Source organism: Streptomyces sp. FIT100, from assembly GCF_024584805.1.
In the GTDB taxonomy this organism is placed as follows: domain Bacteria; phylum Actinomycetota; class Actinomycetes; order Streptomycetales; family Streptomycetaceae; genus Streptomyces.
This window is the reverse complement of sequence record NZ_CP075715.1, coordinates 7,507,600-7,524,224: the sequence shown is the minus strand read 5'-3', so window position 1 is coordinate 7,524,224 and position 16,625 is coordinate 7,507,600. Positions and strand designations below refer to the sequence as shown.

General features: G+C 72.0%; 12 protein-coding genes. 8 read left to right on the top strand and 4 right to left on the bottom strand.

Going from position 1 to position 16,625, the window contains the following annotated elements; all coding sequences use genetic code 11:
- The first annotated feature begins 13 nt into the window (after positions 1–13).
- Complete coding sequence (locus KK483_RS33485; protein ID WP_262008963.1) at positions 14–529, top strand: GNAT family N-acetyltransferase; 516 nt, start codon at positions 14–16, stop codon at positions 527–529.
- Between the two features lie 628 nt (positions 530–1,157).
- Here the strand turns inward: KK483_RS33485 and KK483_RS33475 are convergent.
- Entirely contained in the window at positions 1,158–1,544 is a 387-nt protein-coding gene (locus tag KK483_RS33475; RefSeq protein WP_262008962.1) for a VOC family protein, read from the bottom strand.
- Positions 1,541–1,834 carry a helix-turn-helix transcriptional regulator gene (locus KK483_RS33470; protein WP_262008961.1) on the bottom strand — a complete coding sequence of 98 codons (294 nt, stop codon included), beginning with the start codon at positions 1,832–1,834 and terminating at the stop codon, positions 1,541–1,543. Before KK483_RS33470 ends, KK483_RS33475 begins: the two co-directional genes overlap by 4 nt.
- A 158-nt stretch (positions 1,835–1,992) precedes the next feature.
- Between KK483_RS33470 and KK483_RS33465 the strand changes: the two genes are divergently transcribed.
- Complete coding sequence (locus KK483_RS33465; protein ID WP_262008960.1) at positions 1,993–3,135, top strand: MBL fold metallo-hydrolase; 1,143 nt, start codon at positions 1,993–1,995, stop codon at positions 3,133–3,135.
- Positions 3,136–3,566: 431 nt separating this feature from the next.
- On the opposite strand, the gene KK483_RS33460 is transcribed toward KK483_RS33465, so the two are convergent.
- Positions 3,567–4,580 carry a LacI family DNA-binding transcriptional regulator gene (locus KK483_RS33460; protein ID WP_262009804.1) on the bottom strand — a complete coding sequence of 338 codons (1,014 nt, stop codon included), beginning with the start codon at positions 4,578–4,580 and terminating at the stop codon, positions 3,567–3,569.
- A gap of 323 nt (positions 4,581–4,903) precedes the next feature.
- On the opposite strand from KK483_RS33460, the gene KK483_RS33455 reads away from it, so the two are divergent.
- The 6 genes from KK483_RS33455 (at position 4,904) to KK483_RS33430 (ending at position 14,616) form a co-directional block, all read left to right on the top strand.
- On the top strand, positions 4,904–6,193 hold the full coding sequence (locus KK483_RS33455; protein WP_262008959.1) for a sugar ABC transporter substrate-binding protein: 1,290 nt from the start codon (positions 4,904–4,906) through the stop codon (positions 6,191–6,193).
- A 14-nt stretch (positions 6,194–6,207) separates the two neighbouring features.
- On the top strand, positions 6,208–7,194 hold the full coding sequence (locus tag KK483_RS33450) for a carbohydrate ABC transporter permease (protein ID WP_262008958.1): 987 nt from the start codon (positions 6,208–6,210) through the stop codon (positions 7,192–7,194).
- Between the two features lie 17 nt (positions 7,195–7,211).
- Positions 7,212–8,057 (top strand): carbohydrate ABC transporter permease, encoded by an 846-nt coding sequence (locus tag KK483_RS33445; RefSeq protein ID WP_262009803.1) that lies wholly within the window; start codon positions 7,212–7,214, stop codon positions 8,055–8,057.
- A gap of 47 nt (positions 8,058–8,104) precedes the next feature.
- Complete coding sequence (locus KK483_RS33440; protein WP_262008957.1) at positions 8,105–9,355, top strand: glycosyl hydrolase; 1,251 nt, start codon at positions 8,105–8,107, stop codon at positions 9,353–9,355.
- Positions 9,356–9,420: 65 nt separating this feature from the next.
- Positions 9,421–11,553 (top strand): endo-beta-N-acetylglucosaminidase, encoded by a 2,133-nt coding sequence (locus KK483_RS33435; protein ID WP_262008956.1) that lies wholly within the window; start codon positions 9,421–9,423, stop codon positions 11,551–11,553.
- Between the two features lie 33 nt (positions 11,554–11,586).
- Positions 11,587–14,616 carry a glycoside hydrolase family 38 C-terminal domain-containing protein gene (locus KK483_RS33430; protein WP_262008955.1) on the top strand — a complete coding sequence of 1,010 codons (3,030 nt, stop codon included), beginning with the start codon at positions 11,587–11,589 and terminating at the stop codon, positions 14,614–14,616.
- A 357-nt stretch (positions 14,617–14,973) separates the two neighbouring features.
- On the opposite strand, the gene KK483_RS33425 is transcribed toward KK483_RS33430, so the two are convergent.
- A complete protein-coding gene (locus tag KK483_RS33425) occupies positions 14,974–16,608 on the bottom strand; it encodes an alpha-L-fucosidase (RefSeq protein WP_262008954.1) in 1,635 nt (544 codons plus the stop codon).
- Positions 16,609–16,625 lie beyond the last annotated feature (17 nt).

Here is a 16,625-nt window from a genome sequence, read left to right as displayed (position 1 = left end):
CCGAGGGGTTCCCGTGTCCGTACCCACCGGCCGGCCGGCCGCGGCCGTCGTCCCGCTGACGGCCGCGCACGCCGACGCCGTGCTCGCGATCTACCAGGCGGGTATCGACGAAGGCGACGCCACGTTCGAGACCGCCACCCCGACCTGGGACGCCTTCGACACCGCGAGGCTCCCCCGCCATCGCTTCGTCGCCCTCGACAGCGACGGGACCGTGCTCGGCTGGGTCGCCGCGAGCAAGGTCTCCGACCGCTGTGCCTACGCCGGCGTCGTCGAGCACTCGGTGTACGTCCACCCGAGGGCCCGCGGCCGCGGCGTCGCCTCGGCACTGCTCGATGCGCTGGTCGCGTCGACGGAGGCGGAGGGCGTCTGGACCATCCAGTCCGGCATCTTCCCCGAGAACGCCGCGAGCCTCGCGGTGCACCGCCGCGCGGGCTTCCGCATCATCGGCACCCGCGAACGCATCGGCCGCCACCACGGCGTGTGGCGGGACGTGCTCCTCCTCGAACGCCGCAGCCCCTCGGTCTCCTGACCGCGCGGCACCCCCGCCGGAGCGCGGGGGTTCAGCGCTGCCAGAGGAAGGCGGCCTCCGCGCAGGGCCGGCAGGTGAAGACGTAACCGAGGCCGCCACCGCCGAAGTTCGCCGCGGTGGCGGAGTCGTGGCCCTCCTCGAGTGACGCCGTGAACCGGCTTCGCGCCCGGTGGCGGCCTGGGATTCCGCAAGCCGTCCCTGCGCATCCCGGACGGCGCCTTCCAGGCCATCAGGCTCCCGGCCCACGAGCCGTGGATGGCGGGGACGCTGGTCTACGCCGAGCCGTTCTGGCGGCACGACGCGGTCGGCCTCCGTGACCCCGGCGCCTAGGGAGTGTCTTCAAAGTGGCGTCGTCCGCCCGGAGGGCGGGCCCGGAGGGCGGGCCCGGAGGCGTCTGGTGCGTGCGATCGCAAGGCGGAGGAGGGAGTCCATGCGGTGGGGGCACCTCCCGTGCCGAAGGGCCACGGGGGACATCGGCGACCGACGACAACGCGGCGTGGGGGCACCTCCCGTGCCCGAAGGGCAACGGGGGTGGGGGCACCTCCCAGGCGCGAGCTCCGGGGGAGCGTGCCAGGCGTCACCGGGCAGACGGGACTTTGAAGACACGACCTAGCGCCGCGCGGGATCCCTACTCGCTGCGCACGAGCTGGACCAGATTGCCGCAGGTGTCGTCCAGGACCGCGGTGGTGACCTGGCCCATCTCCAGCGGCTCCTGCGTGAACTGCACCCCGAGCCCGCGCAGCCGCTCGAACTCCGCCTGAACGTCGTCCACGGCGAAGGAGACGGCCGGAATGCCGTCCGCGGCCAGCCCGTCCTTGTACGCCTTCACCACGGGGTGGCGGGAGGGTTCGAGGAGCAGTTCGGTCCCATCGGGGGCCTCCGGCGAGACCACGGTCAGCCAACGGTCCTCGCCCAGCGGGACGTCGTGCTTCTTCCGGAAGCCGAGCACGTCGGTGTAGAAGCGCAGCCCCTTCTCCTGGTCGTCGACGAAGACGCTGGTCAGGTGGATCCTCATGGTGTGCTCTCCGGTGTGTCGGACCTGAGCCACCGGGTCACGATGCGCTCAAGGGGTTCGGTGTTCAGATCGTGGAACTTGTAGCGGCCCTGGCGCCGGGAAAGGACCAGACCCGCGGATTCCAGTACGGCCAGGTGCTGACTGATCGCCTGGCGGGACAGCCCGAGACCGTGTTTGGTCACCAGCCGCGTGCAAATCTCGAAAAGGGTCTGGCCGTCCCGTTCCACCAGCTCATCGAGGATGCGCCGGCGGGTGGGGTCGGCAAGCGCCTTGAAGACGTCCTCCGCCATGGCCATCACCATAGGCAAGTAATGACTTGCCTATCAAGTCGGGTGCCCCGAGAACCCTGCCCGGTGCGGCGTACGCTCGTCGGCAGGGGCCTCGTGATCGACTTCGTCGAGGCGGGCGGCAGAGCTCACCGAACGGGCACGACACCGCGGGAGGATCCATGACCGCGCTCGGCGACCTGATCGAGATCGACGACAGGACCGTGCTGGTCCTCGGGCAGGGACTGGATTTCGATCACGATCAGCCGGACGTCGCCAACGCCCTCGTGCACCGGGTCGGCGACACCCTGGTGCTGGTCGACACCGGCGACACGGCGGCCTTCCGCGCAGCGCTGCGGGAGGCGGCCGGCCGGGTCGGGCGCTGGTCCCGGGCACTGGTGCTGACCACGCACGGCCATCCCGACCACGTCGGCAACAACGACCTGGCCGACGAACTGGCCGACGAACTGGCCGACGAGCGGGGTGTGCCGGTCGAGCACTACGTCCCCGCCGCCGACCTCGACCAGATGCGGGACCCGGTGTCGTACTGGACGCGCTCCTTCGAACGCATCGCCGGGGTGGGGCCGTTGCCGGCTCCCGAACTGGCCGGCAGCAAGGTGGTGTCGCTCTTCCAGCCGTTGCGGCCCTTCGGAGCGACGACCCGGACCTACGAGCAGCGACCACTGGAGCGGATTCGGATCGGCTCGCTTCGATGCACCGGCTGGACCTTCGCCGACGGTGCGATCCGGGTGCTGCGCAGCCAGGGCCACTGCGCCGGGCATGTGATCGTGCACCTGAGGGACGCCGGTGTCCTCCACCTGTCCGACGAGGGCAACGGACCCTGCGGTGCGATGGCCGACGCCGACCAGCTGAAGATCCAGACGGCGCTCGGCGCCGTCGCTCTCGTCTTCGAGGAGGGAGCGGCCACGGTCCTCACCGACGGGCACACCTTCGCGGTGCGCCGTGGCGGTGAGGTGGTGCCCTACCTGGACGGGCTGCTGGAGCAGGCCACCGCCCTCCAGGAGGCGGCGCTCGGGCTGACCGGGGAGAGGGGACAGGTGCGGCCGAGCGCGTTCACCACCCGCTACGCGGAAGCCGTCGCCGAACTGGGGGTCGGCGGCGCCAATCCGAATGCGGCCTTCACCGCCATGATGGCGGTCAACCAGCTCCGCGAGCTCGGACTGCGGCCGGAGTCCGGCGGCGTCGACGCGCCCTGGTCCCGGCCCGTGCTCCAGAACCCCGCGCCGGAGACCCCGCGGCCCGGCTCTGGCGCTCGCAGCGGCCGCGATGCTTCGCCGACGGACCCGGGGCGCAGGGACCGTTGAACGTGGCGGCGCCTCGACCCGACCGCAGACCCGAAAGCGCCCAACAGGGCCGAGGGAAACCCGCCCAGGGCGGATCCCGCCGCGGCTGGTGAGCGGTACGTCGCAAGGCGGAGAGCCGCCCTCGAAGGGGGCTGCCCGTGCTGCGGGCACGATTCGCCAACGCGGCGAGGCGGGGGCCAGGCGTCGTCCGCCCGGAGGGCGGGCCCGACGGCGTCTGGTGCGTGCGATCGCAAGGCGGAGGAGGGGGAGTCCATGCGGTGGGGGCACCTCCCGTGCCCGAAGGACCACGGGGGACATCGGCGACCGACGACAACGCAGCGTGGTGGCACCCCCGTGCCCGAAGGGCCACGAGGGTGGGGGCACCTCCCAGGCGCGAGCCCTGCGGGAGCGCGCCAGGCGTCGCCGGGCGGACGGGACTTCGAAGACACGACCTAGTCGCCCGCGCGCACCGGCCCCATGCTCTGGCGCTGGATCAGTTCCGGCAGCGGCACCTGGACCGTGCGGGCGGGGCCGCCGTCGAGCAGGGCGGTGAGTTCGCGGGCGGCGGTGCGGCCGAAGGAGACCGTGTCACGGGAGAGCGCCGCCAGCCAGGGCTCCACGAGCCGGCACAGGGCCGAGTCCTCCCAGGCCACGATCGAGACGTCGGCGGGGACCGCGAAGCCGAGGCCGGTCGCTGCGGCGATGCCCGCCACGGCCATCACGTCGTTGTCGTAGACGAGCGCGGTCGGCGGGGCCTCGCCCGAGAGCACGCCGCGGGTGACCGCCGCGCCCTCCGCGTCCGAGTAGTCGGTGGTGACGGAGCGGGCCTCGGTCAGGCCGAGGCGCTCGGCCTCGGCGCGCAGCGAGCGGATGCGCCGCTCGGTATGGGCGAGGCCGGGCAGGCCGGCGATGTGCACGATGCGCTGGTGGCCGAGGGCGTGCAGCCGGCCGACGACCGACGCCATCGCCCCTGCGTCGTCCGCCCATACGGTGGAGAGCCCGGGGTGGCCCTCCTGCGGGACGCCGCCGATCACCACGCCCGGCAGGCCGAGTTCATCGAGGAGCGCGGGGCGCGGGTCGTCGGAGCGCGGGTCGACGACGAGCACGCCGTCCACCCGGTGCTCGGCCCACCAGCGGCGGTACACCGCGCACTCGGCATCCACGTCCTCCACGACCTGGAAGAGCAGGCCGAGTTGGCGCTCCGAGAGCACCTCCTGGACTCCTGAGATCAGCTGGAGGAAGAACGAGTCGACGCCGAGCGTCCCGGCGGGCCGTGCCACCACCAGGCCGACGGTCGCCGCGCCTTCTCCGGAGAGCGCGCGGGCCGCGGTGCTGGGCCGCCAGCCCAGTTGCTCGGCCACGCGGCGCACCCGGTCACGGGTGACCTCCGAGACCCCGGGCCGGTCGTTGAGCGCGAACGACACGGCGCTCTCCGATACTCCGGCCCGGCGGGCGATGTCCTTCATCGTCGGCCGGCGCGCCGGTGCCCGTCTGGTCCGCGACGTGTCCCTGGCGGACGGGGGGTTCCCTGCCACCCGTGCCCCTTTCCCCGGCCTCGATGCGCTAATGCGCTTGAGCTCAAGCACTCTAAAGCGCATTAGTCGATCACGCAACCCTGACCGAAGCACGCCTCTGACCTGCGCAAACAGCAGGTGAAATGAATTTCTTCGAACGAATCATTGACTTTCTCCGCGACCGCAATGCAGGGTCTGCTGGCAGCATCCGCCGCGGGCTTGTGTGCGGGGGACGCTGCCGTCACGCCCGGGCCGAGCAAAGGAGCCGTTTCACCGTGCGTATCTCCCGCAGAGCAGTCGCCACCGCCGCCGCCCTCGCCGTCGTCCTGCCGCTCAGCGCCTGTGGCGCCGGTTCCGGCGGCACCGGGGCGGCGGACGCCTCCGGCAAGGTCGAAGGCAGCATCACGTTCCAGACCTGGAACCTGCAGGCCAACTTCAAGCCGTACTTCACCGGGCTCATCGCGGAGTTCGAGAAGAAGTACCCCGGCACCGAGGTGAAGTGGATCGACCAGCCCGCCGAGGGGTACGCGGACAAGATCAGCGCCGACGCCGCCGGCGGGACGCTGCCCGACGTCGTGAACGTCTCCCCCGACCTGGTCGCCCCGCTGGCCAAGGCCGGTCTCGCGCTCGACCTCGAAAAGACGGCCGCACAGTACAAGAAGGAATACCTGCCGGGTGCCTGGGCGGGCCATCAGATCCCGGGCGTGGAGGGCACGTACGCCTTCCCGTGGTACCTCAACACCGGCCCGCTGTTCTACAACAAGCAGCTGTTCAAGGACGCCGGTCTCGACCCCGAGAAGCCGCCGACGACGTACGACGAGCTCTTCGCGCAGGCGCTCCAGGTGTCCGGGAAGAGCAAGGGGAAGATCGCCACGCTGGCCAACATCCCCACCATCGAGGACTTCGGCCGCTACGGCGTCACGTTGATGAACGAGGGGGGCACCGGCTTCGCCTTCAACGAGCCCAAGGGCGTCGAACTCCTCACCAAGTACAAGGAGTTGTACGACGCCAAGGCGCTCGACCCGCAGGCGCTGACCGCCACGCCCGAGTCCGCCGGCAAGAAGTTCCTCACGCAGGCCGTGGCGATGAACCCGGGCTCTGCGCTTGACCTCGCCAAGTTCGAGAAGGACGCCCCGACGCTCTACAAGAACATCGGGATCACCCCGCAGATCAGCAGCACCGGCAAGGACAACATGTACGTGATGGGCGTGATGGTGAACGCCCAGACCAAGCGGACCCCGGCCGCCGTCGCCTTCGCGCACTTCGTCACCGACGCGCAGCACCAGATGGAGTTCGCCAAGCAGGTCGCCATCTTCCCGAGCACCGCGGGCTCCCTCGACGACCCGTACTTCACCAAGGAGGACGGCACCGACGAGACGCGGGTGCGGATCGCCGCCGCCAAGTCCCTGAAGACCGCGGTGAACTACACCCCGGTGCTGATGAGCGAGCAGATGAAGACCGAGCTGCGCAACTCCGTCGCCAAGGCGCTCCAGGGCAAGCAGAGCCCCAAGGAAGCACTTGACAACGCTGTCAAGGCGTGCGACAAGCTGCTGAAGCAGAGCTGAGACCCGGACCTGCCATGAAGACCCCCACCGCCGCCACGGCGGCCTCCTCCGACACCGGTACGGCGGGGCCCGCGCCGAAGGGCTCGGGCCCCGGCCGGGGCAGCCGCGCGGGGCGCGCCGCCGCGCCCCGGATCAGCCGGCACCTGCCCACCAGCCCCTGGCTGTTCGCCGCCCCCGGGCTGCTGGTCGCCGGCGCCTTCAGCCTGTACCCGTTCCTCTCCACGGTGGTCAACTCCTTCACGGACCGCAGGACCCTGGTTCCCGGGCAGTTCGTGGGCCTGGCCAACTTCCGGGAGATGCTCAGCGACGAGATGTTCTGGACCGGGCTGCGCAACAGCACGCTGTACGTCCTCGGAGTCGTCCCCGCCCTGGTGATCCTGCCGCTGCTGCTGGCGCTCCTCGTACAGAAGCAGATCCCCGGCATCACCTTCTTCCGCTCCGCGTTCTACACCCCCGTCGTCGCCTCCATCGTGGTGGTCGGCCTGATCTGGGTGTGGCTGCTCGACGAGCGCGGACTGGTCAACGCGGTGCTGGAGGCGGTGGGGGTCGGCAAGGTCGGCTTCCTCAGCGACCAGTGGCTGCTCCTGCTGAGCGCCATGATGGTCACGGTCTGGAAGGGCCTCGGCTACTACATGATCATTTATCTGGCCGCGCTGGCCAATGTCCCGCGCGAGCTGCACGAGGCCGCGTCCGTGGACGGCGCGGGCGCCCTGCGGCGCTTCCTCACCGTCACCCTGCCCGCGGTCCGTTCCACGATGGTGCTGGTCGGCGCGCTCTCCTCGGTGGCCGCCTTCAAGGTCTTCTCCGAGGTCTATCTGATGGCGGGTCCCGACGGTGGCCCCGCGGGCGAGGACACCACCCTCGTGATGCTCGTCCAGCGCACCGGCACCGGGCTGACCGGCCGCGTCGGCTACGCGTCCGCGATCTCGGTGGTCGTCTTCGTCGTCACCGTCGCCCTGATGCTGCTGGTGATGCGCGCCGACCGGAAGGAGGACGCGTGAACCGGAAGAGCGCACGCATGAACCGGGACGGTGGGCGCCGGATGCCCGTCTGGGAGATCGCGCTGCGGTACGTGCTGCTCCTCGCCGTCCTCGCGCTGACCGTCGGACCGTTCCTGTGGCAGCTGTCGACCTCGCTCAAGGGGCCGCACGAGGACATCTTCAGCTCCCCGCCGAGTTTCCTGCCGGACGACCCGACCCTCGGCAACTACAGCCGCGTCGCCGAGACCATCCCCGTCTGGGACTACGCACTGAACTCGCTCAAGGTCGCGCTCGCCAACGTCCTGACCAACTGCGTCGGTGCCGCACTGGCCGGATACGCGCTCGCCCGGCTGCGCTACCGGGGCCGCAGGGCCGCCACGCTCGCGTTCATCCTGGCGATGCTCGTGCCCGTGGAGGGCATCATCATCGCCCAGTTCACGACCATGCGTGACCTCGGCCTCAACAACACCCTCGTCGGTGTGCTGCTGCCGCTGTCCGTTTCGGCCCTGAACGTGCTGCTGATGCGCAACGCCTTCCTCAACCTGCCGTACGAGATCGAGGAGGCCGCGTTCGTCGACGGCGCCAACGTCTGGCAGCGGTTCGTGCGCATCGCGCTGCCCTCGGTGAAGGGCACCCTGGCCGTCGTCGCCATCTTCGCCTTCATGGGGGCGTGGGACGACTTCCTGTGGCCGCTCATCGTCCTCAGCGATCCGCAGAACTTCACCCTGACCATCGGACTGAACTATCTGCACGGCACCTTCGCCAACGACGAACGCCTCGTCGCGGCCGGCACGATCATCGCCGTGATGCCGCTGATCGTCCTCTTCGCCTGCCTCCAGCGCTACTTCTTCCGCGGCGTCGGCGAGGGCGCCGTCAAGGGCTGACACCCCGCCGCGCCCCCGCCCCCGCTTCCAAGGAACTTCTGACGCATATGACCTCCACCGTGCGCTTCGGCGCCAACTACACGCCCAGCCAGGGGTGGTTCCACCACTGGCTCGACTTCGACCTCGACGCCGTACGGGCCGACCTGGACTCCATCGCGGGGCTCGGCCTCGACCACGTCCGGGTGTTCCCGCTCTGGCCCGTCTTCCAGCCCAACCGCACCCTCATCCGCCCGCGCGCCGTCGAGCAGCTCGTGCAGCTGGCCGACGCCGCCGCCGAGCGGGGCCTGGACGTCAACGTCGACGGCCTCCAGGGGCATCTGTCGAGCTTCGACTTCCTGCCGGCCTGGACGCAGACCTGGCACCGGCGCAACATCTTCAGCGATCCGGACGTGGTGTCGGGCCAGGCCGCGTACCTGCGGACGCTCGCCGCGGCCCTCGCCGACCGGCCGAACTTCATCGGCATGACCATCGGCAACGAGGTCAACCAGTTCTCCTCCGGGCCGCACCCGGACCCGGACCGCATCACGCCGGAGCAGGCGGAGCGCTGGCTCACCCGGCTGCTCGAAGCCTGCGAGGAGGGCGCGCCCGGCAAGCTTCATCTGCACGCCGAGTACGACGCCACCTGGTACCAGGACGACCAACCGTTCACGCCCGCGCACTCCGCCCGTCTGGGCGCCGTCACCGCCGTGCACTCCTGGGTCTTCAACGGCACGGCCCAGCGCCACGGGCGCACGGGAACGGCCACCGAGCACCATGCCGCCTACCTCGTCGAGCTGTCCAAGGCGTGGGCCGACGATCCGCACCGGCCCGTGTGGCTCCAGGAGGTCGGCGCGCCCGCGCCGCTGATCCCGGCCGAGCACGCGGACACCTTCACCGAGGCGACCGTCGCGGGTGCGCTGGACTGCCCGGATCTGTGGGGTGTCACCTGGTGGTGCTCGCACGATGTGTCGCGTGCGCTCGCCGACTTCCCCGAGCTGGAGTACAGCCTGGGCCTGATGACGAGCGACCGGGAGGTCAAGCCGGCCGGGAAGACCATCGCCCGCATCGTCGAGGAGCAGCGCGCCCGCCCCTGCCGGCCGGCCACGCGCACCACCGCCCTCGTCGTGGACGCGGGTGACGACGGCAACGCCCCGGGCCGCTCGGTGTGCGCGCCCGGCGGCGCCGTCTTCGAGGCGTTCGCCCGGCTCACGGCCGACGGCGCCCGTCCCACCGCCGTGCTCGCGAGCCGCGCGCACGACACCGCGCATCTGGCCGCCCGGGGCATCACCGAGGTGGTCACCCCGGACCAGGTCCGATGACCGACGCGCACACCCCGCACCACGGAAAGCACCGTCCCTCGCCCGCCACCGATACGGAGCCCGTCATGACCCATTCCGTCGAACCCAGGTCGTGTCTTCAAAGTCCCGTCTGCCCGGCGACGCCTGGCACGCACCCCAGCCGCCGCAACGTCGTCCTCGCGGGTGCCGCGGGGGCGGCTGCCGCCTTCCTCGCCCCGGCCGCGCAGGCCACCGCGGCCACCGCGGCCACCGCGGCCGGAGCGGCATCCGCGTCCGGGACGGCCGCGGCCGCCGCCGGCCTGCAGCCGTACGCCTCGTACTGGTACCCGGACTCGCTGCCCTCCGGCAGCCCCGGCACCGGCATCACCTGGCGCAGTCTCAAGCAGTGGCGCGCCGAGGACGACGCGGACCTGGCGTTCAACGCGGCGAGCGTGCCGCTGGCGCAGCGCTTCACACCCGTGCCGCCCAACACCACGGCCCGCGCGGGCCAGGCCCGGATCCAGTCGCTGGTGTCGTTCGGCCCCACGTCGCTCAACCCCTCGCAGGGCGCCGCCACGGCCGACTACTACGCCCTGACGCACTGGGCGTACATCGACGAACTGGTCTTCTGGGGCGGCTCGTCGGGCGAGGGCCTGGTCCTCGCGCCGAACGCCCCGATCGTGGACGCCGCCCACCGGCACGGCGTGCCGGTCCTCGGCAATGTCTTCCTGCCGCCCGTGGCCTACGGCGGGCAGCTCCAGTGGACCCGCGACCTGGTGCAGAAGGACTCCGCGGGGCACTACCCGATCGCCGCGCAACTGGTCGCGGTCGCCGAGGCGTACGGCTTCGACGGCTGGTTCGTCAACGCCGAGACCGGCGGCGGGGACGCCGCGCTCGCCACCGCGATGCTCGGCTTCCTCACCGAGCTCAGGGAGCTGGGCGCGGCGAAGGGCCAGCGCGTCACCTGGTACGACTCCATGACCACGAACGGCTCGGTGAGCTGGCAGGGCGCGCTCAACGAGCAGAACCGGCCCTTCTTCGAGACGGCGGACTCGATGTTCGTCGACTTCCGCTGGACGGCGTCGGAACTCGCCTCCTCGGGAACGCTCGCCGACGACCTCGACCGCAGCCGCTACGAGCTGTGGGCCGGGGTCGACGTGGAGGCGAGCGGCTGGAACAAGTCGGTCGACTGGGACGCGATCATCCCCCGCGGCCGGGACCACATCGTGTCGTACGGCTTCTACCGGCCCGAATGGACCCGCAACCAGCTGCCCGGGGGCCGCACCCCGGGCCAGTTCCACGCCGCCGACGACCGGTTCTGGACGGGCCAGTCGCTGGACCCGTCCCAGCCGGACGGCGCGAGCGGCTGGCGCGCTCCCGCGACGGCCGTCGCCGACCGGTCGACGGTGACCTCGCTGCCGTTCGCGACGACGTTCAACACCGGTCACGGGCTGCGCTGGTACGACGGGGGCACGGTCGCCTCCGACGTCCAGTGGAACCATCTGGGGTTGCAGGACCGGCTGCCGGGCCGCCGCTGGGTGGTGCGCACCGAGGGCCGCCGCCCGGCCGTCTCCTTCGACTTCGCCGACGCCTGGCGCGGCGGCAGCAGCGTGCTGGTCTCCGGCGACCTGGACGCGCCGGTGACGGTGGAGCTGTACGCGGCCCGGCTGCCGCTCTCCGACTCCGTCGCCGTCGAGCTCACGCACCGCGCCGACGGGGGCGAGGTGACCGTCGAGCTCGCCGTCGCCACGGCCGAGCCGGGAGCGCCCGGCGAGCCGGTCCCGTACACGTACGTCCCTGCGGGGACGCTGCGCGCCGGCACCGGCTGGACGACCGCGACGCTGCGGCTGGGCGGGGTCACCGGCACGGTCCGTTCGCTCGGTGTCCGGCTGACCGGCCCAGGGGCCGTGGCCTACCGGCTGGGCGCCCTCGCCGTGCGCGAGGCGTCGGTGGCGCCGGCGGCACCCTCCGACCTGCGGGTCACCGACAGTGCCGGCACGGCGGGTGAGACCGCGCTGCGGCTGCGGTGGACCCCGGCCCCCGGCCCCGTGCGCCACTACGAGCTGCACCGGGTGCTGCCGGACGGCTCACGGCGCTTCCTCGGCGGCACCTGCCAGAGCGCCTTCCACCTCTCCGGTCTGCGGCCGGAGCAGGGCGAGTCGGCGGCGCGCTTCGAGGTACGCGCCGTCGGCGAGCTGTACACCACCTCCGGCGCGGCCTCGGCCGCGCACACCTGGTAACCCACACCCTCAACCCTCTACGGAGCACCCCTCATGCATGACGACCGCAGCCTGGTCGAGGCCCGCCTCAAGCGCGTCCTCGACGAGCGCATCCGCCCCGCGGTGTACTCCGCCTCCGTGCCGCTGGAGGTTGCCGTCTGGAACGCGCCGGGCGAGCCCGTCCCGGTCGCCGAAGGGCTGGCGGCCGAGCCGTCGCCGATCGACGTCGGCTCGATGTGGGGTGCTCCGTGGGGCACGTGCTGGTTCCGCGTCACCGGGACCGTGCCGGCCGAGTGGGCCGGTGAGACCGTCGAGGCGATCCTCGACCTCGGCTTCGACGAGAACATGCCCGGATTCCAGTGCGAGGGGCTCGTCTACCGGCCCGACGGCACCCCGGTGAAGGGTCTCAACCCGCGCAACCAGTGGGTGCGCATCGGGGCGCCCGTCGCGGGCGGCGAGGAGGTGCGGCTGCACATCGAGGCCGCGTCCAATCCGGTCATCCTCGACTACCACCCCTTCCTGCCGACGCAGCTCGGCGACAAGGAGACCGCGGGCAGCGACCCCCAGTACAAGCTGACCCGGATGGACCTCGCCGTCTTCGAGGAGACGGTGTGGCAGCTGGTCATGGACCTCGAGGTCCTCGGTGAGCTGATGCAGGAGCTGCCGGTCGACTCCGGCCGGCGCTGGGAGCTCCTGCGCGCCGTCGACCGGGCGCTGGACGCGGTCGACCTCCAGGACGTCAAGGGCACGGCGGCCGCGGCGCGGGCACGGCTCGCGGAGGTGCTCGCGACCCCGGCGCAGCCGTCCGCGCACCGCATCAGCGCCGTCGGCCACGCCCACATCGACTCGGCGTGGCTGTGGCCGCTGCGCGAGACGGTGCGCAAGGTCGCGCGGACGACGTCCAACATGACGGCACTGCTGGAGGACGAGCCCGACTTCGTCTTCGCCATGTCGCAGGCCCAGCAGTGGGCGTGGGTGAAGGAGCACCGGCCCGAGGTGTGGGCGAAGGTGAAGAAGGCCGTCGCGGACGGCCGGTTCGTGCCGGCCGGCGGCATGTGGGTGGAGTCGGACACCAACATGCCGGGTTCGGAGGCGATGGCGCGTCAGTTCGTGCACGGGAAGCGGTTCTTCCTGGAGGAGTTCGGCGTCGAGAACGACGAGGCGTGGCTGCCGGACACCTTCGGCTTCGCGGCCGGACTGCCGCAGATCATCAAGGCGGCGGGCTCCAAGTGGCTGCTCACCCAGAAGATCTCGTGGAGCCAGACCAACAAGTTCCCCCACCACACCTTCCAGTGGGAGGGCATCGACGGGACGCGGATCTTCACCCACTTCCCGCCCGTCGACACCTACAACTGCTCCATGAAGGGCGGCGAGATCGCCCACGCGGCGAAGAACTTCAAGGACAAGGGCGTGGCCCGGCACTCGCTCGCCCCGACCGGCTGGGGCGACGGCGGCGGCGGCACGACGCGCGAGATGGTCGCCAAGGCGGCCCGGATGCGGGACCTGGAGGGCTCGGCCACCGTCGTCTGGGAGACTCCCGAGGAGTTCTTCACCAAGGCCGAGGCCGAGTACCCGAACGCGCCGGTGTGGGTGGGCGAGCTCTACCTGGAGCTGCACCGCGCCACGCTCACCAGCCAGGCGAAGACGAAGCAGGGCAACCGGCGCTCCGAGCACCTGCTGCGCGAGGCCGAGCTGTGGGCCGCGACGGCCGCCGTCCGGGCCGGGTTCCCCTACCCGTACGAGCAGTTGGACCGGGTCTGGAAGACGGTGCTGCTCCACCAGTTCCACGACATCCTGCCCGGCTCGTCCATCGCCTGGGTGCACCGTGAGGCCGAGAAGACCTACGCGGCCGTCGCCGGCGAGCTGGGCGGCATCATCGACGGCGCGCAGCGGGCGCTCGCCGGTGAGGGCACCGCGGAGCTGGTGTTCAACTCCGCGCCGCACGCCCGGCACGGGGTCGCGGCGGGCGGCGCGGCACTGCCCGCCCCGGGCGCGGCCTCGTACCGGCATCCGCGCGAGGGCGGCGGGTACGTCCTGGACAACGGCCTGCTGCGGGTGGAGGTCGACGCGCGCGGCCTCGTCGTCTCCGCGTACGACATCGGCGCCGAGCGCGAGTCCGTCGCACCGGGCGGCGCCGCGAACCTGCTCCAGCTCCACCCCGACTTCCCGAACATGTGGGACGCGTGGGACGTCGACGAGTTCTACCGCAACACCGTGACCGACCTGGTGGACGCGGACGCGGTCGAGTCGGCCGAGGGGGCCCGGGGGACGGCGGCGGTACGGATCGTGCGCTCCTTCGGGGAGTCGACGGTCACCCAGGTGCTGTCGCTCGCGCCCGGCACCAAGCGGCTCGACATCGACACCGAGGTCGACTGGCACGAGACCGAGAAGTTCCTGAAGCTGGCGTTCGCGCTGGACGTGCACGCCGACCGGTACGCGTCCGAGACGCAGTTCGGCCACTTCCACCGGGCGACCCACACCAACACCAGCTGGGAGGCGGCCAAGTTCGAGGCGTGCAACCACCGCTTCGTGCACATCGAGGAGCCGGAGTGGGGCGTGGCGCTGGTCAACGACTCCACGTACGGCCATGACGTGACCCGCACGGTGCGTGCCGCCGACTCCGGTACGACGACCACGGTCCGCGCCTCGCTGCTGCGCGCCCCGCGCTTCCCCGACCCGGAGACCGACCAGGGAGTGCACCGCTTCCGCCATGCGCTCGTGCCGGGCGCGGCGATCGGCGACGCGGTCCGCGAGGGCTACCGGATCAACCTGCCGGAGCGGACGGTCGCCGGTGCGGAGGCGGAGGTGACACCGCTGGTCGCGGTGGACAACGACGCCGTCGTGGTCACCGCCGTGAAGCTGGCGGACGACGGGAGCGGCGATGTCGTGGTCCGCTTCCACGAGTCGCGCGGCGGGCGTGCCCGGGCGACGCTGACGGCGGGCTTCCAGGTGGCGGAGGCGACGGCGACGGACCTGCTGGAGAGGCCGCTCGCCGAGGCGGCGCCGCCGCAGCGGGCGGGCGACACGGTCTTCCTGACGCTGCGTCCGTTCGAGCTGGTCACGCTGCGGCTGAAGCGGGCGTGACGAGGACCCGCCGGCCCTGAGGCGACCTGACGCGCTCCGGGGCCGGCGGCATATGGCGCGGGGCGGCTGCGGGGGCGGCCGCCCCGCGCGCCGTTCCGTGTGCCGGCTCCACGCGCCGTTCCGTGTGCCGGCTCCACGCGCCGTTCCGTGTGCCAGTTCCACGCGCCGGTTCCACACGCCGTTCCGTATGCCGGCTCCACGTGCCGGTTGCACACGCCGTTCCGTATGCCGGCTCCACGTGCCGGTTGCACACGCCGCCCCGCGCGCTCCGTTCAACGGTCCGACGCCCGCGTCGCCGCAGCGCTGAAGCCGGGCGCCTGAAGGGGCGGGTCCGGACCGGACCCGCCCCTTCGGCGGTCACACCCGCGAGCGGTGGAGCTCGAAGGCGGCGATCGACGCCGCATCGCGGGAGCCGAGGATCCGCAGCCGCCACTGACGGGCCGTCACCGGAGCCGGCAGCGCCAGGATCCGGCTCGCACCGATCGTGCCGACCTCCGCGATCCGCTCCCAGCCGCCGTCCGTGCGGGCCTCGACGACCGCCGACTCCACCTGCTGGCCCTGCCGTACGTCCTCGGCCAGCCGGATCCGGTCGACGGTGCGGTCGCGGCCGAGGTCGACCGTGAGCGTGCCCTTCGCGGGCGCCGGAGCGGTCCAGGCCGTGTCCGGGTCGCCGTCGACGGCGCGGCCGTGGCGTCGGCCGTCGCCCCAGGCCCGTGCGGACCGGGCCAGGTCCTGGGGCAGTTCGCGCCCGGTGCGCTCGTGGAACTCCCGCAGGACCGTGACGTCCGCGTCCGGCAGCCGGCCCTGCTGGTCCGGCGGGATGTTCAGGAGCAGCACGGAGTTGCGCCCCACCGAGCGGAACCAGATGTCGGTCAGCTGCTCCACCGTCTTCGGCTGCTGGTCGGCGTGGTAGAACCAGCCGGGCCTGATGGACACGTCGCACTCCGCCGGCCACCACTGGAGGTACTGGGCCAGCGGCTGCGCCTCCACCAGCGCGGCGCGGCTGCCCTGGTCGGCGGCCTCGTAGTGGAGCGCGTAGTCGGTGCGGCCGTAGTCCTTCTCCTTGACCGGCACGACGCTCCACTCGTCCTCGCGCGCGAGACCGCCCTCGTTGCCGACCCAGCGCACGTCGGGGCCGGAGACGGCGATCGACGCGTCGGGGGCGAGGGTGCGGACGAGTTCGTACCAGCTGTCCCAGTCGTAGCGCTCCACCTTGTCCGGGGGGATGCGCCCCTGGGCGCCGTCGAACCACACCTCGTCGATGGGTCCGTACTCGGTGAGCACCTCGTAGAGCTGGTTGAGCATGTAGGCGCCGTAGTCGGTGGCCTGGAGCTCGAAGGTGCGCAGCTCCTCGCCGGCCCGGTCGTCGCCCTCGACGAGGGCCGGGACGGTGTGCGCGGTGCGGGCGCTGCCGTTGGCGTAGACGCCGTGCAGGTACTGGTTCTCGTCGGCCGGGGAGACGTAGACGCCGACCTTGATGCCGTGGCGCCGCATCGAGTCGGCGAAGGAGCGCAGCACGTCGCCGCGGCCGTCCTGCCAGCTGCTGGAGACGACGCTGTGCCGGGTGTGGCGGGAGGGGTACAGGACGAAGCCGTCGTGGTGCTTGACGGTGAGGATGGCGAGCCGGAATCCGCCGTCGCGCAGCGCCCGCGCCCACTGGTCGGTGTCGAGGCCCGCCGGCTGGAAGACGTCAGGGTCCTCGTCGCCGGTGCCCCATTCAAGGCCGGTGAAGGTGTTGACGCCGAAGTGGAGGAAGGCGGTCTTCTCCAGGCGCTGCCAGGTGATCTGGCGTTCCGTCGGCCGGACGCGGGCGGCCTTGGCGACGAGCTCCTCCGGGGTGTCGGAGGTGGTGACGGGGATGCGGTAGTACGGCTCCACGGGCGGAGCCGAAGCCGCCGGTGCCGCGTTCGCGGTGCCGGAGTGTGCGGCGAGCGCGAACGATGTGCTGGACGCGGCGACCGCGCCGACGAAGAGGCGTCTGCTGATGGCCATGCGGGGTTCCTCCGTGG

Excerpts from the sequence above, each read along its gene's own strand:
- KK483_RS33440 (WP_262008957.1), top strand. The coding sequence starts at position 8,105 with ATGACCTCCACCGTGCGCTTCGGCGCCAACTACACGCCCAGCCAGGGG.
- KK483_RS33445 (WP_262009803.1), top strand. The coding sequence starts at position 7,212 with ATGAACCGGGACGGTGGGCGCCGGATGCCCGTCTGGGAGATCGCGCTG.
- KK483_RS33470 (WP_262008961.1), bottom strand. The coding sequence starts at position 1,834 with ATGGCGGAGGACGTCTTCAAGGCGCTTGCCGACCCCACCCGCCGGCGC.
- KK483_RS33450 (WP_262008958.1), top strand. The coding sequence starts at position 6,208 with ATGAAGACCCCCACCGCCGCCACGGCGGCCTCCTCCGACACCGGTACG.
- KK483_RS33460 (WP_262009804.1), bottom strand. The coding sequence starts at position 4,580 with ATGAAGGACATCGCCCGCCGGGCCGGAGTATCGGAGAGCGCCGTGTCG.
- KK483_RS33465 (WP_262008960.1), top strand. The coding sequence starts at position 1,993 with ATGACCGCGCTCGGCGACCTGATCGAGATCGACGACAGGACCGTGCTG.
- KK483_RS33425 (WP_262008954.1), bottom strand. The coding sequence starts at position 16,608 with ATGGCCATCAGCAGACGCCTCTTCGTCGGCGCGGTCGCCGCGTCCAGC.
- KK483_RS33430 (WP_262008955.1), top strand. The coding sequence starts at position 11,587 with ATGCATGACGACCGCAGCCTGGTCGAGGCCCGCCTCAAGCGCGTCCTC.
- KK483_RS33435 (WP_262008956.1), top strand. The coding sequence starts at position 9,421 with ATGACCCATTCCGTCGAACCCAGGTCGTGTCTTCAAAGTCCCGTCTGC.
- KK483_RS33475 (WP_262008962.1), bottom strand. The coding sequence starts at position 1,544 with ATGAGGATCCACCTGACCAGCGTCTTCGTCGACGACCAGGAGAAGGGG.